Genomic DNA, 19,881 nt, shown 5'->3' on the forward strand with positions numbered 1-19,881 from the left:
AACCAGACGCTCTGTGGCAACGCTCCCCGCGACTCGGACCATGAGAGGATGCGCGCATGAAGCTGGAAACACCGACCAGCGGACGCGAGTTGACGGCCGAGGCCGTCGCCGTGCTGGAAAAGGGCCATAAGGCCATCCCGCCAACCTTCCTGCGCGATCTGTACGGGCGCGTGCCGCCCGAGGATCTTGCCCCCTATTCGCCGCAGACCCTGGCAGATCTGGCGGCGGAAGCCTTCGAACACCTCAAGGCCCCCCGCACCCCGGACGGCGCCGATATCCGCCTCTTCGACTTCGAGATCGAGCGCGAGGGCCGGCGCCAGGACGTGACGGTGCTCGAAATCGTCAACGACAACATGCCCTTCCTGCTCGATTCGACCCTCGCCGAGATCGTCGACGAGGGCTACGAGCCGCTGCTCGTGGCGCATCCGATCCTGGCCGTGGAGCGGGATTCGAGCGGCGCCCTCGTGCGCCTCGTGGGCGAGGCCACGGCCGCCCTGCGGCTCGGGGTGAAGCGCGAGAGCTTCATCCACATCCACCTGCCCCGCATCGACGATCCCGAAACCCGCGCCCGCCTGATCGAGACCATGCGCCTCGTCCACAACGACGTGTCGGTTGCAGTCCACGACTGGCCGGGCATGCGCGCCCGCGTCGCCGAGATCGTGCACAATTACCGCCTCAACCCGCCGCCCCTGCCGGAGGACGAGGTGAAGGAGGCGATCGCCTTCCTCGACTGGATCTCGCGCGACAACTTCACCTTCTTGGGCTTGCGCGAATACCGGCTGCCCTCGGGCGACACCGCTGCCGATCCCGTGGAGGGCTCGGGCCTCGGGCTTCTGCGCGATCCATCGGTGCGCGTGCTGCGGCGCGGGCGCGAGCTCGTGGCGATGACGCCGGAAATCCGCGCCTTCCTGGAGCGGCCGCAGGCTCTCATCATCACCAAGGCGAACGTGAAGTCCCGCGTCCACCGCCGGGCACATCTCGACTATGTCGGCATCAAGCTGTTCGACGACAGCGGCCGCCTGCGCGGGGAGCTGCGCATCGTCGGTCTCTTCACCGCGAGCGCCTATACCAACACAACGGGCGAGGTTCCCTATCTGCGCCTCAAGGTGGCGAAGGTGATCGCGCGCGCGGGTTTCGACCCGTCGAGCTATGCCGGCCGCGCGCTTCTCAACGTGCTGGAGAATTATCCGCGCGACGAGCTGTTCCAGATCGACGAGGACACCCTCTACCACTTCGCCATCGACATCATGAACCTGTCGGAGCGTCCGCGGGTGCGGGCGCTCGCCCGCGTCGACGAGTTCGACCGCTTCGTCTCGGTTCTCGTCTTCGTGCCCAAGGATCGCTACGACACGCAGGCCCGCCTGCGCATCGGCCAGTTCCTCGCCTCGATCTACGAGGGACGCATGTCCGCTTCCTATCCGGCCTATCCGGAAGGCCCGCTCTCGCGCACCCATTACATCATCGGACGCGACGAGGGTCGGACGCCGCAGGTGGCGCGAGAGACCCTGGAGAAGGGCATTTCCGCCATCGTGCGCACCTGGAGCGACGCCCTGCGCGATGCGCTCGACGAGACCGTCGGCGGCGCGCGGGCGCGCTTGCTGGCCACGCGCTACGGCGATGCCTTCAGCGCCGCCTATCGCGAGGCTTTCGGCGCCGAACAGGCCATCGCCGACATCGCCCTGCTGGAGCAGCTCTCGGAAGCGCGCCCTCGCGCCGTCGACCTCTACCGCCGGGAAGGCGACGAAGAGACCCGCGTGAACCTAAAAGTGTTCTCGCTCAATGTGGCGCTGCCGCTCTCGGAACGAGTGCCGCTTCTGGAAAATCTCGGCTTCCGCGTCGTCAACGAACGAACCTACCGGGTCGCCTTCTCGGGCACCGACCGGGTGTGGCTGCACGACATGACCCTGGAGCGCGCCGCCGGCGGCGTCATCAGGATCGACGAGATCCAGGCGCTGATCGAGGCGGCCCTGCTCGCGCTCTTCCGCGGCCTCGCGGAATCGGACGGCTACAACCGCCTCGTGCTCGAAGCGGGGCTGGGCTGGCGCGACGTTGCCATGGTGCGGGCGCTCGGCCGCTATCTGCGCCAGATCCAGGTCACCTACGCGCAGGATTACATCGCCGAGACGCTGGCCCGCCACGGCGACATCGCCGCCGAGCTGGTCAAGCTCTTCTACGCGCGCTTCGACCCGCGCAAGGAGGCGAATCGAGCCGAAGCCGAAGCCGCGATCCGCGAGCGTATCGAGGATATGCTCAAGAACGTCACCAGCCTCGACGACGACCGGATCCTGCGCCGCTTCGTCAACCTGATCGAAGCCGCGATCCGCACCAATTTCTTCCAGCTCGAGGATAACGGCCTGCCGCGCCAGACCATCGCGTTCAAGTTCGAATGCGCCAAGGTCGACGGCTTGCCGCTGCCGCGGCCACTCTACGAGATCTTCGTCTATTCGCCGCGCGTCGAAGGCGTGCATCTGCGCTTCGGCAAGGTGGCGCGCGGGGGGCTTCGCTGGTCCGACCGGCCGCAGGACTTCCGCACCGAGGTGCTCGGCCTGGTCAAGGCGCAGCAGGTCAAGAACGCGGTCATCGTGCCCGTCGGTGCCAAGGGCGGATTCGTGCCCAAGCACCTGCCGCCGGCGAGCGACCGGCAGGCCTGGCTGGCGGAAGGCACCGAGAGCTACAAGATCTTCGTGCGCACGCTGCTGCAACTGACCGACAACATCGTCGGCGACGCTATCGTGCCGCCTGCCGATACCGTGCGTCACGATGGCGACGATCCTTATCTCGTGGTCGCTGCCGACAAGGGCACGGCCACCTTCTCCGACATCGCCAACGCGCTCTCCATCGAGAAGGGGCACTGGCTCGGCGATGCCTTCGCCTCCGGCGGCAGCCAAGGCTACGACCACAAGAAGATGGGCATCACCGCGCGCGGCGCCTGGGAAGCCGTAAAGCGCCACTTCCGCGAGATCGACACCGACATCCAGACGACGCCCGTGACGGTGGCCGGCGTCGGCGACATGTCCGGCGACGTGTTCGGCAATGGCATGCTCCTGTCGCGGGCCTTGAAGCTCGTGGCGGCCTTCGACCACCGCGACATCTTCATCGATCCGAATCCCGATCCCGAATCCTCCTTCCTGGAGCGCGAGCGTCTGTTCGCTCTGCCGCGTTCGAGCTGGCAGGACTACGACAAGGGCCTGATCTCCAAGGGCGGCGGCGTGTTCTCGCGCAACGTGAAATCGATTCCGCTCTCCGACGAGATGCGCGCGCTGCTCGATCTCGACAAGCCGCAGGCGACGCCCGCCGAGGTGATCAACGCGATCCTGAAAGCCCGCGTCGACCTGCTCTGGTTCGGCGGCATCGGCACCTATATCCGTTCGTCGTCCGAGACGGACGAGCAGGTGGGCGACCGCGCCAACGATGCGATCCGCATCACGGGCACGGACGTGCGCGCGAAAGTGATCGGCGAGGGCGCCAATCTGGGCGTGACCCAGCGCGGGCGCATCGAGGCGGCGCAAAAGGGCGTGCGCCTCAACACCGATGCCATCGATAATTCCGCCGGCGTCAACACCTCCGACGTGGAGGTGAACATCAAGATCGGGCTCACCACGCCCGAGCGCGACGGGCGCCTCACGCAGGACCAGCGCAACGCGCTTCTGGTCGACATGACCGACGATGTCGCAGCCCTCGTCCTGCGCAACAACTACCTGCAGACGCTCGCGCTCTCGCTCTCCGAGCAGCGTGGCCTCGCCGATCTGGGCTTCGCGCGCCGGCTGATGCACATGCTCGAAGCGGAGGGCCGGCTCAACCGGGCGGTGGAATACCTGCCCGACGATAGCACGCTCGCCGAGCGCTCCCGCCGCGGCGAGGCGCTGACGCGGCCGGAGCTCGCGGTGCTGCTGGCCTACGCCAAGCTCGCCCTGCACGACGCCCTGCTCGAGAGCCCGGTGCCGGACGATCCCTATCTCGGCAAGGAGCTGGAGCGATATTTCCCGGCCGAGATGCGCGAGCGCTTCCCCGATGCGATCGCCTCCCACCGCCTGCGCCGCGAGATCATCGCGACGCAGCTCGCCAACGCCATCATCAACCGCGGCGGCTCGACCATCGTGGCCCGCCTCGTCGATCAGACCGGCGCGGATGCGCCCACCATCGCGGCAGCTTATGCGGCAACACGCGATTCCTTCGGGCTCACCGAGATGAACGCGGCGATCGACGCGCTCGACGGCAAGGTGCCCGGGCGTGTGCAGCTGCGGCTCTACGGCGAATTGCAGGACGTGCTCATGAACCGGATCGTCTGGTTCATCCGCAATGTCGATTTCGTCAATCACTCCCTCGACGAGATCATCGGCACCTACCAGTCCGGTATCGCCGAGGTGGAGCGCCATCTCAAGGAAACGCTCTCGCCCGAAGCTATCGCCGCGTGGGATGCGCGCACGCAGGAACTCGTCGACGAAGGCACGCCGGAGGAACTCGCCCGGCGCATCGCGGCGCTGCCCGATCTGGTGGCGGCGCCCGACATCGTGCAGACGGCGCAGAAGACCGGAAAGCCCGTCGCCGACATCGCCCGCACTCATTTCGCGCTCGAGGCCTCCTTCCGGCTCGGCGCGCTCATCGGCGCGGCGCAGGACATCCCCGTCAGCGATTATTACGACCGGCTCGCCCTCGACCGCGCCATCGACAGCATCGCCTACGCCCATCGCGGCCTGACGGCGGAGGTGTCCTCGCTCGATCTCTCGGGCGCGGATGCGGTGCGCGCCTGGAGCGAGAAGCGCGGCGGCGACGTCAACCGCATCAGAAGCGCGGTCGACGGCATCGTCTCCTCGGGCCTGTCGCTGTCGAAGATCACCGTCGCGGCAAGCCTTTTGGGCGATCTCGCGCGAATGAGTTGAGCCTGTAGACTCTTTAAGACCTTTCCGTCATGGCCGGGCTCGTCCTGGCCATCCCGATGAATTGAAGCGCCACGCTTTTCTAAATCGAGATCACCGGCACCGACCCCCGGATCAAGTCCGGGGAGGTGATGACGGGGGAGGGGCGCGCTACAGTGGAAACCGAAGCCCCGTGAGAGACATCTCCCCCCTCGCGCCCTCGAAAAAGGCCTCGCGCCCAGCCATCCTCGGCTGGCTCCTGTTCGACTGGGCCTGCCAGCCCTTCTTCACCCTCGTCACCACCTTCGTCTTCGCGCCCTATTTCGCCTCCGCGCTGGCCCCCGACGCGGTGACGGGACAGAGCCTGTGGGGCTATGCGACGGCGGCGGCGGGGCTGGTGCTCGCATTCCTCTCGCCGGTGCTCGGCTCCATCGCCGATGCGACGGGTCCGAAGAAACCGTGGATCGCGACCTGCGGCCTCGTGCTGTTCGTCGCATCCTTCGCGCTCTGGTATGCGGCGCCGGGGCAATCGCATGCCATCGCCATAGCGCTCGTCGGCTTTGCCTTCGGGACGGTGGCCGTGGAGGTGGCGGCCGTGTTCAACAACGCGATGATCCCGCATCTCGTGCCGCCGGAGCGCTACGGCCGCCTGTCCGGCACCGGCTGGGCCATGGGCTATTGCGGCGGCCTCGTCTCCCTCGTGATCGTGCTGGGCTTTCTCGCTGCCGATCCCGCATCGATGAAGACGGTGTTCGGCTTAAATCCGCTCTTCGGCCTCGATCCGGCGATGCGCGAGGGCGACCGCATCACCGGTCCGTTCTCGGCCGTATGGTTCCTGCTCTTCGTGCTGCCGCTCTTCCTGTTCACGCCCGACATCCCCCGCTCCGCCATGAACCTGAAGCAGGCGGCGCGGCAGGGTTGGCTACAGGTGAAAAGCACCATCGCCGATGCGCGCCGCCACGAGAGCGTCGGCCGCTTCCTCATCGCCAACATGGTCTATCAGGATGCGCTCGTGGCGCTCTTCGCCTTCGGCGGCATCTACGGCGCCGGCGTGTTCGGCTGGCAGGCGATCGAGCTCGGGATCTTCGGCATCCTGCTCACCATCACCGGCACGCTGGGCGCGCTCGTCGGCGGGCGTCTCGACGACCGCATCGGCGCGAAGCCCGTGATCCTCGGCGCGATCCTGATCCTCGCGCTGGTCTGCCTCGGCGTGCTGTCGCTCGGACGCGAGCACATCTTCTTTGCGATTCCAACGGCGCCGCCCGCACCCGACGACGGTCTCTACGGCTCCGCGCCGGAAAAGCTCTTCGTGCTGCTCGGCCTCGTCATCGGCGCCGTCGCCGGTCCCCTGCAGGCCTCGTCGCGCAGCCTGCTCGCGCGTCTCGTCCCCGCGCAGGAAGCGGGCCGCTATTTCGGCCTGCTGGCGCTGTCAGGAAAGGTCACGTCCTTCCTCGCCCCGCTTGCAGTCGCCGTCGCCACCGCGATCTTCCAGACGCAGGCCGCAGGCCCTGCGGTGCTGATCCTGTTCCTGTCCGTCGGATTCTGGCTGCTCAGCGGCGTGAAGCGGGTATAAACGACGCTGTCATTCCGGGGCCGCGCAGCGGAGCCCGGAACCCATAACCGCTGACGGTGCAGAAAAGCACGCGACGCCGCTCGCCCATTCTGAGATGTCGTGGTTATGGATCCCGGCCTTCGCCGGGATGACAATGTGGTTCTATTCCAGCGTCACCGCCGTGCCGCTGATCGTGACCATCATCATGCCTTCGTTCTTGCCGATGGCGCCGTAATCCATGTGAACGCCGACGATGGCATGGGCGCCGAGGCGCTTGGCCTCGTCGATCATCTCGTCGAGCGCGGTGTCGCGTCCGTCGCGCAGCACCCGCTCATAGGAACCCGAGCGCCCGCCGACCACGTCGCGGATGGAGGCGAAGAAATCGCGGAACACGTTGGCGCCGAGAATCGCCTCGCCGGAGACGATGCCCTTGTAGGAGGCGATGCGGCGGCCTTCGACGCTGGGCGTAGTGGTGACGATCATGAGCATCTCCTTCTGCTCCGCTTCATATGGGGAGGGAGAGGAGGATAGGGAGGCCGCAGAACGATATCTTCACGTCATGGCCGTCCCCGGACTTGATCCGGGGATCAGTCCCGGCCATCCCGATCCTGAAAAGCGGTGCGCTTCATGCAATCGAGATCACCGGCACAAGGCCGGTGATGACGTGAAAGAGAGTCTTTCGACGCAGCTCTCAATGCCTGAAATGCCGGTAACCCGTGAACACCATGGCGAGCCCGGCCTCGTCCGCCGCCTTGATGACCTCGTCGTCGCGCATGGAGCCGCCGGGCTGGATCACGGCGGTGGCGCCGGCTTCCGCTGCGGCGAGCAGGCCGTCCGCGAAGGGGAAGAACGCGTCGGAGGCGACCACCGAACCCCTGGCGAGGGTTTCCGGCAGGCCCGCGGCCTTTGCGGCCTCGGCCGCCTTCCAGGCGGCGATGCGGGAGGAATCGACGCGGCTCATCTGGCCGGCACCGATGCCGACCGTGGCGAGATCTTTTGCATAGACGATGGCGTTCGACTTCACGTGCTTGGCGACGCGGAAGGCGAAGCGCAGGTCGTCGAGCTCGCGCTCCGTGGGGGCGCGCTTCGTCACCACCTTGAGGTCCATGGCCTCGACCACCGCATTGTCGCGGTTCTGGGCCAGAAAGCCGCCGGCGACCGTGCGCAGGGTCAGGCCTTCCGCGCGCGGATCGGGCAGGGAGCCTGCGAGCAGCAGGCGCAGGTTCTTCTTGGCGGCAACGATGGCGATCGCCTCCTCGGTGGCGTCGGGGGCGATGATCACCTCGGTGAAGATCTCGGTGATGGCTTTCGCGGCTTCAGCGTCCAGCGGGCGATTCATGGCGACGATGCCGCCGAAGGCCGAGACCGGATCGCAGCGCAAAGCCTTCTCATAGGCCTCGCGCAGGGTGGTGCCTTCCGCGACGCCGCAAGGGTTGGCATGCTTGACGATCACGATGGCGGCGGAGCGCTCAGGCAGGAACTCCGCCACGGCCTCGTAGGCCGCATCGGTGTCGTTGATGTTGTTGTAGGAGAGCTGCTTGCCCTGCACCTGGCGGGCGGTGGCGACGCCGGGGCGGTTTTCCGGCGTGCGATAGAACGCGGCGCTCTGGTGCGGGTTCTCGCCGTAGCGCAGAACCTCGGCGATCGAGCCTCCGAGCGCACGGAAGGGCGGGGTCTCCTCCACGAGTTCGGCGGCGAACCAGTTGGAGATTGCCGCATCGTAGGCGGCGGTGCGGGCATAGGCCTTCTGGGCGAGGCGGCGGCGCAGGGTCAGCGTCACCGAGCCCTCGTATTGCTCGAGATCGGCGAGAACCGCAGCGTAATCGGCGCCGTCCACCACCACTGCCACGTCGCCGTGGTTCTTGGCGGCGGCGCGGATCATCGCCGGACCGCCGATATCGATGTTCTCGATGCAGTCGTCGTAAGGCTTGCCCGCCGCCACCGTCGCCTCGAACGGGTAGAGATTCACCACTAAAAGATCGATGGGCTGGATGCCGTGGGCGAGCATGGCCGCCTGATGCTCCGGATTGCCGCGGATGCCGAGAAGGCCGCCATGGACGGAGGGGTGCAGGGTCTTCACGCGCCCGTCCATCATCTCAGGGAACCCAGTGACTTCGCTCACGTCCTTCACCGGCAGGCCGGCCTCGCTCAGCGCCTTGTGCGTGCCGCCGGTGGAGACCAGCTCGATGCCGCGCTCCCAGAGCCCGCGGGCGAAGTCCACGAGACCCGTCTTGTCGGATACGGAAAGCAGAGCGCGGGAGACGCGCTTCAGGTCGCTCGGCATGGCGGCCGCTCCATTCAAGAAAAAGATGCGGGCGCGATACCACGGCAGGCCCGGGATGGGAACCTGCGGCCATTGCATAGGCGGAAGACGCTAGCGCGGCACGATTCCGCGGCAGACCCAGGCGGTGGCGGAAAAGGATCGCGGGCCGTCGGGCTCGCCCGCCTCGTAGGCGGCGCGCAAGGCTTTCTCGAAGGCCTGACGGCGCTCCTCGTCGAGGCCAGTGGCATATTTTCCGAGCGGGCCTTCACCGTCGGCGATCGGGCGCCAGTAATCCTCGAAATCCTGGAAGTCCATGTGGATCGTGACGGCGGTCTCCTTGACCTTGTCGAGACCTGTCTTGCGCCAGAGCGCTTCCATCTGGCCGCGCCGCGTCAGCGGCTTGAAGTAGTTGTCGCCGCGGATCTTCGCAGCCGAGGGGTCGAGGACCGCAGCGGTGTCCCAGAACATGCGCTGGACCGGCATGCCGCCAAAACTGTCCCAGACGGCGGCGGCGACGATTCCGCCGGGTTTCGTCACGCGGGTCATCTCGGCAAGCGCCTGCTCGGATTCCGGGATGAAATGCAGCACGAGCAGCGCCAGGGTCCGGTCGAACGCATGGTCCGGGAAGGCAAGCTCGCAGGCATCGCCGCGGTCGATGGTGATCCGCGGGTCGGTGTTCCGCTCCCGTGCGGCCGCGACATAGGTCTCGGAGTAGTCGATCCCCTGGATGCTGATGATATCGGCGACTTCAGGGATGATGAAGGTCAGGCTGCCCGTGCCGCAGCCGACATCGAGCACGCGCTCGCCCGGTTCGAGCCCGGCGAATTCGAGAAAGGGCCGGGCCAGGCGCCGGCTCCAGCGGCCCATGAGCTGCTCGTACGCATCGGCACTTTTGGCATGGAACCTGGAGGACATGCTTCGCTCCAACCGCATCGGGGATCACGAACGCAACGCGGCTCAATCCTAGCAGACGAGCGGGCCTCGGTGTCAGTCCCTTCCGAGATGGTTCGAAATCACGGCCAGGGCCTTACCTCCGATGCCCATTTGCCTGCCGAGGAGGTCCGGTCATGCTTGCCGGGAAGCATGGTCAGGCAAAGACGGAGGGCAGCAATGGGCGGTCTCGAGAAGGGCATCACGCGGGTCGGCGAGGGTTACGGGGGCAAATCGTGGAACATCCTGGGCCAGCTGTATTTTCCGAAAGCCTCCTGCAGCTCCACCTTCGCCTTCGAGACCAACAGCGATCCGGGGCAATATGTGCCGGTCCACATCCATCCCTCGCAGGACGAGTTCATCCTGGTGCTGGAAGGTGAGATCGACCTGAAGCTCGACGGGGTCTGGAGCAAGGCGAAGGCCGGCGATCTCGTGCGCATGCCGCGGGGCGTTCCGCACGGCTATTTCAACAAATCGGACGCGCCGGCCCGCGCCCTGTTCTGGGTCTCTCCCGCAGGCAAGCTGGAGGCTCTCTTCGAGGCCCTGCACGACCTGAGCGACATACCGCGCGTGCTGCAGCTCTCCGCCGAGCACGAGGTCGATTTCCTGCCGCCCGAGGCGAACGAATGATCAGCTCTGCCTGGCCCGCCGAGCGCGCCTTGGCGGAAATCGCACAGCCGTCTTCATCGGATGCCCCCTGAGGAGTAGAATGCGCGCGGGCGCGATCGACCTGACGCTCTGACGAGCGCCGCCAACCTGTCATGTGGGAGAGCGGCCATGTCCCTGAAGCTAGATCTTCTCGCGGCAATTTTCCTGCTCGCCTGCGAGCCGCCTACTGAGGCCCACGACATCTACCTGCATCTGACCGACTCGCGCGGCAGGCAGTGCTGCGACGATCGCGATTGCCGCCCCGCGCGTTATCGGTTCACCGCGGGCGGGGTGGAGATGTTCGCCTATGAGCGCTGGTTCGCGGTGCCGGCCGACCGGATTCAATACCGCGCGCTGCCCGGCGATACGGGCGAGACGGATGGCGGGCATTGGTGCGGCCTGGCCTATCAGCAGCGCAACGGCCGGGTGTCTCACATCACCCAGTGCGCGATCCTTCCGCCCTACGCCGCGGAGCGCATGAACCTGCCCATGGCTGTCAGCGAGCGAAGCGCCAAGCCTGGTCCATAGCGCATTTTGGCTTGCGGATCTCGACGGCCGGGGAGCGCCTGTTTCAGATCAGCTCCGGCCCGAGATCCTGGGGCTCGCCCGGATCGTAGCTGCGCGCCAGGCGCTCGAAGCGCCAGCGCACGGTGGGCGTCTCGCTCGGGCGGATCGTCAGCACGATCTGTTCCGTGCGGCGCATGCCCTCGGCGGTGGCGAGAAAGATGCTGTCCTCGAGCTGCGCCTCGGCGGGGGCGGCGGAAAACTGCCAGGCCTCCTTGTTGGGGAGCACCAGCATGACGATCCGGCCCCCTTGCGCGCGGCTCGCCCTGATGCCGGGCGCGAGGTGGAAGCGGATGACCGCCTGCGCCATTCCCCCGCGTCCGCCCTCGGTCAGGAACGTGTCCTCGCCGTCGAGCATGTTGCCCTTGGGCGAGAGCTGCCAGCGCCGCTCATGGGTGATGCCGAAGCGCGGCTTGTAGCCGTCATGGCCGGCGCCGAGGATCTGCGCGTGTTCGCGCTCGCCGCGTTCCGTCGTCACGCGCTCGGGACCGCTGATCACGATGGGGCCGACCCGGCGCCGCAGCCAGGCGGAGATCCGGCGCTGCAGGAAGCCGCCTTTCTTGTCGAGGATCTGGCACGACGAGACGTCGTCGATGGAGGCGGTGGAATGCGCCGCCGTCGAGCGCGAGGCCTGGATGATCGCATCGCCCGCGATATAGGGCGTTCCGCAATTGACCACGATGCGCTGCGCGGCGCTCGAGAATTCGAAGGACAGGCAGCCCGCACCGGCATGCTGCGACAGGGGGCGCGGCGGGGGCGCGCCCACATCGGCCACCAGCAGGGTGCGGCCGGCCTCCAGCCGCTCATAGCCGGAATAGGGCGCGTGCTGGATCGGCTGGCTGCGCATGTCGTCATAGGTGAGCAGCGTCGCCAGGTGGTCGGCGGCCGTCACGCCCATGCCGTTGAAATGGGAGAGGGTGCCGTCCCCGTGGCGGAACAGTCGCACCATCGGCAGCATCCGGTCGATGGCATGCAGCAGGGAATCGGGCGTATCGACCTCGCGGCTGGCGAACATCTGGCGCAGGGGCAGGAGATCGAACAGGAGATCGACCGCGATGCGCGGATTGCGGCTGACATGGCCGCCATCGGCCAGGATCTGCCGTTCGAGCTCGCGGGCGAGCAGGCGGCTCGCACGTCTCAGGTTGCGCTCGAGGCCTTCGCAGCACAGGCCGGCATAGCAGAGCGCGAGCGCCGCCATCAGCTGCTGGAAGGGCAGGGCACCGGCACGCACCTGCCGTTCCAGCTTGCGCACGTGCTGGCCGATGATTCGCAGGAAGCGCTGATAGAAGGCGTGGTCGGCGCCCTCCAGGATCAGCGGCGACTGGCTGATCAGGGACATGAGCCGCCGCGCCGTGATCTCGGGGCTGCAGGCAATGCGCTTGTCGCCGAGCTTGGAGGTGACGAACTCGTCCACCAGGGAGCGGGCATTGGCCTGGGCGAGAGCGGTGCCGGCGGCCCGCAAATGGCGCAGCCAGCCGAAGCCGTAGAGCGCCTCGCCCCAGGCACGGCTCGGCGGGGTGAAGGCGAAGGGCGAGCGCCCGCCCGTGGTGATGGCGCGGCCGGAAAAGGCGAAGAAGCCGGAATAGATGTCGGTGGCGATGGTGGGATCGGCCGTGCGCAGATCCTGCGGCGCGAAGTGCAGCCGCGTCGGCACGGGGGCGCTGGACAGGCGCGTCAGGCTCCACACCGCGCCTTCGCGCATGGCACGGCCGGCTTCGCGCGCGGCAAGCCTGTACAGACGCCAGCGATCCGGCCCGAAATCCACCCGTGGCGCTCCTTCTTTTCGGCTTAAGAGCCCCTGACAAAACCAACCTGAGCCTCATCCCGAGGAGGACCATCAGGTCCGTCTCGAAGGACGAGGCGCTTCCAGAGAGCACTGGAACCTCCTTCGAGACGGTCACTTCGTGATCTCCTCAGGATGAGGGGGTTTGGTTAGACGCTCCAGTCGCTGTCAACTTAGGTGAGGAGTTCCTGCTGACCGGTTAACAGCCGGTTCACCCTGTTCACGATCCTCTGTGCACAAACCGTGCGACAAAGAAGCCGTCGAGGCCGGAGCGGTCGTGATCGTTTAGGACGAGCTGGCTCGGCAGTGTTCGGAGATCGCCCTGCGGCGTGATGCATTCGCTGAGGCCGCCGATCTCGTCGGGCGTCACCTTTTGCCGGACAAATTCGGGATGGCGGGCAAGGAAGGCCTCGGCCTGAAGCTCGCCCTCCTCGGCCTCGAGGGAGCAGGTGCAATAGACCAGCCGGCCGCCGTCCTTCAGCAGGCTCGCCGCCTTGTCGAGGAGGCGGGTCTGAAGGCCGGAGAGCTTGCGGATGTCCGCCTCGCTCTTGGTCCAGGCCACGTCCGGATGGCGGCGGATCGTGCCGGTGGCCGAGCAGGGGGCATCGAGCAGGATCGCATCGAAAGGCTCAGCAGTGAGCTTTTCCGCATCGATGGCCTTGGTCTCGGCCTTCAGCTGAAGGCGGGCGAGATTTTCCTTGAGACGCTCCAGGCGCTTCGCCGAGCGGTCGACGGCGAGCACCTCGGCGCCGGCCACTGCCAGCTGTGCGGTCTTGCCGCCGGGCGCGGCGCAGAGATCGGCGATGCGCTCGCCGGCTTTGGCGTGAAGCAGGCGGGCGGGCAGCGCCGCGGCGGCGTCCTGCACCCAGAATTCGCCGTCCTCGTAACCCGGGAGGTCGCGAATCGCGGTGCGCTCGACGAGGCGGATGCTGCCGGTGGGCAGGAGAACGCCTCCCAAGCGCTCGGCCCAGGCTTCGGGATCTGTCTTCACCGTCAGGTCGACGGAGGCCATGGCGCGATGCGCCTCGGCAATCTGCGTGGCGAGAGGCTCGCCATATTGCGCGATCCAGCGCTCTTCGAGCCAGGTCGGCGTATCGAGCCAGGGATCGCTTTCGGCCAGGATCTGCTCACGCTCGCGGGCGACGCGGCGCAGGACGGCGTTGATGAAGCCGCCGGCGTGATGGAGCTTGGGATCGTCCTGAGCGATCTGCACGGCGCTGTCGACGGCGGCATGGTCGGGCACGTCGAGGAAGAGGATCTGCGCCGCGCCGATGGCGAGCAGATGCATCAGGCGCTCGTCCTTGGGCGGCTTGTTGAGCCTCTCGCGCAGGGCATGGCCGAGCGTCCCCAGGCGCCGGAAGGTGACGATGGCGATGGCGCGGGCGAGCGCCTCGTCGCGCGAAGAGAGCTTCTCCGCGCGGGACAGCTCCTCCATGACGTCGTCGAGCGGCACGCGCCGCTTCATGGTCTCCGTTACCGCCATCCAGGCGAGGCGGCGTGGCCCGAGGCCCTGTTCGTCCGATTGATCCAAAACTATCCCCAAGGCCCGCGACGGGGGCCGGTCGAGCCCCCGGTGGAACCCCCAGCGGGGCCCCAGGGACTCGATGAACTCTGCTGGAAGAAGCCGGGTTGCTGCGCCGGCACGCCCATCTCCTGCGCCAAAGCGTGCAGGGCTGCAATCCGGTTTTCCGTCGCGGGATGGGTCGAGAACAGGTTGTCCACGCCCCGTCCCGAGAGCGGGTTGATGATGAAGAGGGAGGCCGAGGCCGGATGGCGCTCGGCATCCATGTTCGGAATATGCGCCACGCCGCCGGCGATGCGGGCGAGCGCCGAGGCGAGCGAGAGAGGCTGGCCTGAGATCTCGGCGCCCATCCGGTCGGCGTCGTATTCGCGCGAGCGGCTGATCGCCATCTGGATGATCATGGCGGCGAAGGGCGCGATGAGCGCGGTCGCCAGCATCACGATCGGGTTCGGCCGGTTCTCGCCCCGCCCGCCGAAGAGAAAGCCGAACTGCGCCAGCGTCGCGATGGCGCCGGCGATGGTGGCGCTCACCGTCATGATGAGCGTGTCGCGGTTCTTGATATGGGCGAGCTCGTGCGCCATCACCCCTGCGATCTCGTCACGGGAAAGCATTTGCAGGAGGCCCGTGGTGGCCGCGACCGCCGCGTTCTCCGGGTTGCGCCCGGTGGCGAAGGCGTTGGGCTGCGGATTGTCGATGAGATAGACCCGCGGCATCGGCAGGCCGGCGCGCCCCGCGAGATCGCGCACCATGCGGACGAGCTCCGGCGCGGTGCGCTCGTCCACCTCCACCGCGTGGTGGGCGGCGAGTGCCAGCCTGTCGGAATTCCAATAGGCGAAGAGGTTGGTCGCGAGCCCCAACCCCAGCGCGATCATCATGCCGGTCCCGCCGCCGAGAAAGTAACCGACGACGCCGAACAGGGCCATCAGGCCAGCCAGCAGCATTCCGGTCTTGACGGTGTTCATCGGGGTCTCCACCTCGTGGTCAGCGTAACTTCCATCGCTTGATCCCTATGTGGGAACGGTCCAGCTCGCTCCCAAGGGGCCCCTCCCAGGGAGAGCGGAGATCTGGCATAAGGCGCCCCATGAGCATGAACGACAACACCCCCTCTGATCACCCCATCGAAGGCGCAGCCCCCGGCAAGCCCCTGTCGCCGGCCGCCCGGCGCGCCCTCGAGGAGGCCGCTCAACGGCGCGTCGAGATCGATGCCCGCGCGGCCGAGATCGCGAGGCAGAAGGAGCTTCAGGGCCGCGGCGGCCTCGAGCCCGTCCGTTACGACGATTGGGAAGTGAAAGGCCTGGCGAGCGATTTCTGAAAATTTTTCAGGCCGCATGTCACATTCGGCATCGCCGTCTCGTCTTAGCATCGTACGCAACACGACAAGGACTTAAGACGATGCTGAAAGCCCGGTTGATTCCCTACGAAGTCGCTCCCGGCGCCCTCAAGCCCATGATCGAGCTGGAAAAGAGCTTCAAGAACAGCCGTCTCGAGCACAGCCTGATCGAGCTGGTGAAGACCCGCGCCTCGCAGATCAACGGCTGCGCCTATTGCGTCCACATGCACACCAAGGATGCCCGCGCCAATGGCGAGAGCGAGGAGCGGCTTTATCTTCTGAGCGCCTGGCGCGAATCCCCGCTCTACAGCGAGCGCGAGCGGGCCGCGCTCGCCTGGACCGAGGCTCTGACGCTGATCTCCGAGACCCATGCTCCCGACGAGGATTATGCGGAACTCAGCCGGCACTTCACGCCGGAGGAGCAGGTCAGCCTGACCCTGCTGATCGGCGCGATCAACACCTGGAACCGGATCGCCATCGGCTTCCGCTCCATCCATCCGGTCGAGGCGAGCCGTGCCGCTGCCTGACGGCGACGCCGCGGACCGGTTCCAGCCCTTCAGGCCGGGGCTGGTCCGCCTCGCCTACCGCATGCTCGGCTCCATCGCGGAGGCCGAGGATGTGGTGCAGGAGGCCTATATCCGCTGGCACCAGACGGACCGCACCATGATCCGGGAGCCCGGCGCCTTCCTGTCGAAGACCGTGACGCGCCTGTGCCTCGACATCCTCAAATCGGCGCGGGTCAGGCGCGAGACCTATATCGGGCCCTGGCTGCCCGAGCCGGTTCTGGAAACGAGAGACGAGGACGAGATGAGCGAGGATCTCTCCATGACGCTGATGCTGGCGCTGGAGCGGCTCTCGCCCCTCGAACGCGCGGCTTTCCTGTTGCACGACGTCTTCGGCCTCGGATTCGACGAGATCGCCGCGACCCTTGAGCGGGACCCGGCGGCCGTCCGGCAGCTCGCGGCGCGGGCGCGCAGGAACGTGCGGGCCGAGCGGCCGCGCTATGCCATCGACCGGGAGGAGGGCGAGCGGATGACCGACGCCTTTCTCGCCGCCTCGCGCAGCGGCGATTTGACGGCGCTTCGCAATCTCCTGGCCGAGAACGTGGTGGCCTATACGGATGGCGGCGGCATCCGCAACGCGGCGCTCAATCCGCTCTTCGGTGTCCGCAGGGTGTCCAGCTTCTTCGGCGGCGTGGCGCGCAAGAGCGCCTTCGCCGTTCCGCCCGTTCTCTACAGGGGCCTGATCAACGGTCTTCCCGGCTACGTCACCCTCGAGAAGGACGGGGTCGTCCAGACCACGGCCATCGACATCGAGGACGGCCGCATCGTCGGGGTCTACATCGTCCGCAACCCGGAGAAGCTCGGACATCTCTCGGATCTCATCGGTTCCGGAACCCTTTCCTGAGGTGGATTGCGGAGCAGGGCAGGTTGTTCTGCCTGCCGCCGCCCGCTACCTTGCCCCGAAAGGGGAAGATGCATGGCTGGGGCAGGCGAGACGGCACGGCTGGAGATGTTCCGGGATCTGTTGCGCGATGCGCATCGCGCGCTCGATCTCCAGTTCGGCTTTGAGCTGTGGGACGGCTCGACGATCCCGGCCGATCTGCCCTCCTATGCCATGCGCCTCGTGATCAGGCGCGAGAGCGTGATCGCCGCTCTTCTGCGCCGCCCGAACCTGGACACGGCGCTCAACGCCTATGTGTCCGGGCTGCTCGATCTCAAGAATGGCACCATCTTCGACCTCGCCGATCAGCGTCCGCGCGGCAAGGTCGGGCGCCAGCTGAGGGGGATGAGCAAGCTCAAGGCGCTGAAGACCGCCTACCATTTCCTGCGCGCTCCGGCCGACATGCCGCGCCCGCTCGCCCGGGTCGAGGACAAGGCGGATGCCCGCGACGGCAAACCCCAGACCAACAAGCAGAACGTCGCCTACCATTACGACGTGTCGAACGAGTTCTATCAGCTCTTCCTCGACCCGGAGATGGTCTATACCTGCGCCTATTTTCAGCCGGACTGGCACGACGACATCGCCCGCGCGCAACGGGACAAGCTCGACATGATCTGCCGCAAGCTGCGGCTCAAACCCGGCGAGCGCCTGCTCGACATCGGCTGCGGCTGGGGCGCGCTCATCTGCCATGCGGCGCAGCATTACGGGGTCAAGGCGACGGGCGTGACGCTTGCCGAGGAGCAGGCGGCTCTGGCGCGGGAAAAGGTGCAGCGCCTTGGGCTTCAGGACCGTGTCGAGGTGCTGGTGAAGGACTTCACCCAGATGGAGGGCGAGTTCGACAAGATCTCCTCCATCGGCATGTTCGAGCATGTGGGGATCAAGAACCACCCGTCCTATTTTTCCGCCGTGCATCGCCTGCTGCGCCCGCGCGGGCTCTATCTCCACCACACCATCGCGCGGCGCGCCAAGAAGAGCGACAAGGCCTTCCGGAGGCTCAAGCCCGAATACAAGGCACTCACTCGCTACATCTTTCCCGGCGGCGAGCTCGATCATCTCGGCATGTCGGTCGCCAATCTCGAGCGCCACGGCTTCGAGGTGCACGACGTGGAGGCCTGGCGCGAGCATTACCAGCGCACCACGCGCCTGTGGTGGGAGAGGCTCGACGCCCACCGGAAGGAAGCGGAGGCGCTCGTCGGGCCGGAAAAGACCCGCATGTGGCTGCTCTATCTCGCCGGCTGCTCGCTCGCCTTCGAACGCGCGGCGGTGGGTGTGAACCAGACGCTCGCCTCCAAGCGCACCCGCGGCCCCGCGGGCCTGCCGCCGAGCCGGGCGGACCTGTATTCTTCGTGAGAGGCCGCCTTGTCCCGTCGCATCGAAACACCTGTGGAGCTCTACCATGTGCTCCGGCGCTGCTGGTCCGTGGAGACCGGCAGCAAATGGCTGCCCGACAATCCTGCCCGGGGACAGTGCAGCGTCACTTCGCTGGTCGTCCATGACGTCTTCGGCGGCGAGATTCTCAAGACCCGCGTCGGTCCCTACTGGCACTTCTACAATCGCATCGGCGAGACGCGATGGGACCTGACGGTGAGCCAGTTCGAGGTTCCGATCCCGTTCGATGATAGGCCGGCGAGCCGGGACGAGGTCTTGGCCGACACGTCGGTCGAGCAATACGAATTGCTGTCGCGGCGGATGGAGGAATTCCTGAACGCGGATCGGCAGCGCTGAGCGATCACTCTCTCTCTAGACCTCATCCTGAGAGGCTGCCCACAACACTCGACCTCATCCTGAGGAGCCACGCAGTGGCGTCTCGAAGGAGGCTCCAGAGAGCACCGGAGACGCCCTGATCCTTCGGACGGATTGCTGTCGCAATCCCGTCAGGATGAAGGCTTACGGAGCGGACTTCTTCAAGGCACCACCACCACCCGCGTGCCGACGTTCACCTGATCGTAGAGATGCACGATGTCCTCGTTGAGCATGCGGATGCAGCCGTAGGACGCGTATGTGCCGATCGAGCTCGGGCGGTTGGTGCCGTGGATGGCGTATTCGTCGAGGCTGAGGGTCAGCGCCCGCGCACCCATCGGGTTGTTAGGCGCCCCTCCGGGGATCACGTCGGGCAGGCGAGGATTGTCGCGCTTGACCTCCGCCGGCGGCGACCATGCGGGGCGGACATATTTGCCGTCGATCTGCGCCTCGCCGAACCATTGCTTGCCCGGCCTGCCGACCGCCACCCGGTAGCGAAGCGCCGTGCCGTCGCCGCGCACGTAATAGAGCTTACGCTCGCCGGTCTTGATCACGACCGTGCCGGGCGACACGCGCCCGTCGAAGGGCACGACCTCGCGGGCCGACAGATCGGAGGCACAGGCCAATGCGCCGGCCATCACGGCAAAGGCAATCGCTGCTCGCGCACGCATGGTTCGAACCCTCCTGCAAAGCTGCATGAGGGAGAGACGCGAGAGGAATGCTCAAGGTTCCAGCGGCGATGCGCTCAGATGACCGGATCCCAGGCCAGCATGCGGTCGTGCGTATCCTGCGAAACGGGGTGCGGCTTGCGGTTCATCATCCGCGCATAGAGCTGCTTCACCGTGCGGCTTGCGGTCGTGAGGAAGAGGAAGGGCAGGAAGGCGTGGACCAGGGCGGCCATGCCGGCGGCGAGCAGGGGGCCGGCGAAGCTCAGGGCGACATTCATGTGCTCGAAATAACTCTCGCCCACGGAATCGGGATGATCGGTGAAAAGGTGCTTCAAGGACATGCGATGAGCTCCTGGAGGATTCTTTCAAGCCTACGCCGCGAGCGGAGGAAGCTCAACAGCGCTCCTCCGGCCACGTTGTGCGCCCCGTCACGTCGCAGACATCCATGGTTTGGTTCCGTCAATAGGTTGTGGCGCGAACTCCCTCTCCCTGAGGGAGAGGGTTGGGGTGAGCGACTGTCTTGTTGGTCAAGGGTTTTGTTGGCGCCATGGCTGGTTCTCGCGCAGGACGGCGTTGAGGATG

General features: G+C 66.7%; 17 protein-coding genes. 9 read left to right on the forward strand and 8 right to left on the reverse strand.

The annotated features are described in order from the left end of the window. The first annotated feature begins 56 nt into the window (after positions 1-56). Together JKL46_RS15625 and JKL46_RS15630 are read left to right on the forward strand one after the other, a co-directional pair. Entirely contained in the window at positions 57-4,880 is a 4,824-nt protein-coding gene (locus JKL46_RS15625) for an NAD-glutamate dehydrogenase (protein ID WP_201834403.1), read from the forward strand. Between the two features lie 169 nt (positions 4,881-5,049). Continuing rightward, positions 5,050-6,429 carry an MFS transporter gene (locus JKL46_RS15630; RefSeq protein ID WP_201834405.1) on the forward strand — a complete coding sequence of 460 codons (1,380 nt, stop codon included), beginning with the start codon at positions 5,050-5,052 and terminating at the stop codon, positions 6,427-6,429. Positions 6,430-6,570: 141 nt separating this feature from the next. Here the strand turns inward: JKL46_RS15630 and JKL46_RS15635 are convergent, their stop codons facing one another. The 3 genes from JKL46_RS15635 to JKL46_RS15645 all read right to left on the reverse strand — a co-directional run bounded on the left by JKL46_RS15635 (position 6,571) and on the right by JKL46_RS15645 (position 9,586). Further along, positions 6,571-6,891, reverse strand: a complete 321-nt coding sequence (locus JKL46_RS15635; RefSeq protein WP_201834407.1) for a heavy metal-binding domain-containing protein — start codon at positions 6,889-6,891, stop codon at positions 6,571-6,573. Between the two features lie 208 nt (positions 6,892-7,099). Further along, positions 7,100-8,692 carry a bifunctional phosphoribosylaminoimidazolecarboxamide formyltransferase/IMP cyclohydrolase gene (purH, locus tag JKL46_RS15640; RefSeq protein WP_201834409.1) on the reverse strand — a complete coding sequence of 531 codons (1,593 nt, stop codon included), beginning with the start codon at positions 8,690-8,692 and terminating at the stop codon, positions 7,100-7,102. A gap of 90 nt (positions 8,693-8,782) precedes the next feature. Further along, on the reverse strand, positions 8,783-9,586 hold the full coding sequence (locus JKL46_RS15645) for a class I SAM-dependent methyltransferase (RefSeq protein ID WP_201834411.1): 804 nt from the start codon (positions 9,584-9,586) through the stop codon (positions 8,783-8,785). A gap of 195 nt (positions 9,587-9,781) precedes the next feature. On the opposite strand from JKL46_RS15645, the gene JKL46_RS15650 reads away from it, so the two are divergent. Both JKL46_RS15650 and JKL46_RS15655 read left to right on the forward strand, forming a co-directional pair. After that, positions 9,782-10,231, forward strand: a complete 450-nt coding sequence (locus JKL46_RS15650; RefSeq protein ID WP_201834413.1) for a cupin domain-containing protein — start codon at positions 9,782-9,784, stop codon at positions 10,229-10,231. A gap of 147 nt (positions 10,232-10,378) precedes the next feature. Continuing rightward, on the forward strand, positions 10,379-10,777 hold the full coding sequence (locus JKL46_RS15655; protein ID WP_201834415.1) for a hypothetical protein: 399 nt from the start codon (positions 10,379-10,381) through the stop codon (positions 10,775-10,777). 43 nt (positions 10,778-10,820) lie between these two features. Here JKL46_RS15655 and JKL46_RS15660 read toward each other — a convergent pair whose 3' ends face one another. From JKL46_RS15660 to htpX, 3 genes are all read right to left on the reverse strand, one after another. Beyond that, positions 10,821-12,578 (reverse strand): heparinase II/III domain-containing protein, encoded by a 1,758-nt coding sequence (locus tag JKL46_RS15660; protein WP_201834417.1) that lies wholly within the window; start codon positions 12,576-12,578, stop codon positions 10,821-10,823. Between the two features lie 238 nt (positions 12,579-12,816). Beyond that, on the reverse strand, positions 12,817-14,079 hold the full coding sequence (locus JKL46_RS15665; protein WP_201834445.1) for an RsmB/NOP family class I SAM-dependent RNA methyltransferase: 1,263 nt from the start codon (positions 14,077-14,079) through the stop codon (positions 12,817-12,819). A 50-nt stretch (positions 14,080-14,129) separates the two neighbouring features. Then, positions 14,130-15,080 (reverse strand): zinc metalloprotease HtpX, encoded by a 951-nt coding sequence (htpX, locus tag JKL46_RS15670; RefSeq protein WP_201834419.1) that lies wholly within the window; start codon positions 15,078-15,080, stop codon positions 14,130-14,132. Positions 15,081-15,199: 119 nt separating this feature from the next. On the opposite strand from htpX, the gene JKL46_RS15675 reads away from it, so the two are divergent. The 5 genes from JKL46_RS15675 (at position 15,200) to JKL46_RS15695 (ending at position 18,616) form a co-directional block, all read left to right on the forward strand. Next, positions 15,200-15,430: a DUF1674 domain-containing protein gene (locus tag JKL46_RS15675; protein WP_201834421.1), complete on the forward strand. Its 231-nt coding sequence runs from the start codon at positions 15,200-15,202 to the stop codon at positions 15,428-15,430. Positions 15,431-15,513: 83 nt separating this feature from the next. Next, positions 15,514-15,975 (forward strand): carboxymuconolactone decarboxylase family protein, encoded by a 462-nt coding sequence (locus tag JKL46_RS15680; protein WP_201834447.1) that lies wholly within the window; start codon positions 15,514-15,516, stop codon positions 15,973-15,975. Further along, positions 15,962-16,855, forward strand: a complete 894-nt coding sequence (locus JKL46_RS15685; RefSeq protein WP_201834423.1) for an RNA polymerase sigma factor SigJ — start codon at positions 15,962-15,964, stop codon at positions 16,853-16,855. The genes JKL46_RS15680 and JKL46_RS15685 overlap by 14 nt, the downstream gene beginning before the upstream one ends. A 72-nt stretch (positions 16,856-16,927) precedes the next feature. Then, positions 16,928-18,241 carry a class I SAM-dependent methyltransferase gene (locus JKL46_RS15690; protein ID WP_246529335.1) on the forward strand — a complete coding sequence of 438 codons (1,314 nt, stop codon included), beginning with the start codon at positions 16,928-16,930 and terminating at the stop codon, positions 18,239-18,241. Positions 18,242-18,250: 9 nt separating this feature from the next. Next, on the forward strand, positions 18,251-18,616 hold the full coding sequence (locus JKL46_RS15695) for a YunG family protein (protein ID WP_210381366.1): 366 nt from the start codon (positions 18,251-18,253) through the stop codon (positions 18,614-18,616). A gap of 179 nt (positions 18,617-18,795) precedes the next feature. On the opposite strand, the gene JKL46_RS15700 is transcribed toward JKL46_RS15695, so the two are convergent. Further along, complete coding sequence (locus tag JKL46_RS15700; protein ID WP_425493275.1) at positions 18,796-19,302, reverse strand: L,D-transpeptidase; 507 nt, start codon at positions 19,300-19,302, stop codon at positions 18,796-18,798. Between the two features lie 74 nt (positions 19,303-19,376). Further along, positions 19,377-19,640: a DUF6356 family protein gene (locus tag JKL46_RS15705; protein ID WP_201834431.1), complete on the reverse strand. Its 264-nt coding sequence runs from the start codon at positions 19,638-19,640 to the stop codon at positions 19,377-19,379. Positions 19,641-19,881: the final 241 nt, after the last annotated feature.

This window comes from Microvirga zambiensis WSM3693, assembly GCF_016735695.1.
Taxonomy (GTDB): domain Bacteria; phylum Pseudomonadota; class Alphaproteobacteria; order Rhizobiales; family Beijerinckiaceae; genus Microvirga; species Microvirga zambiensis.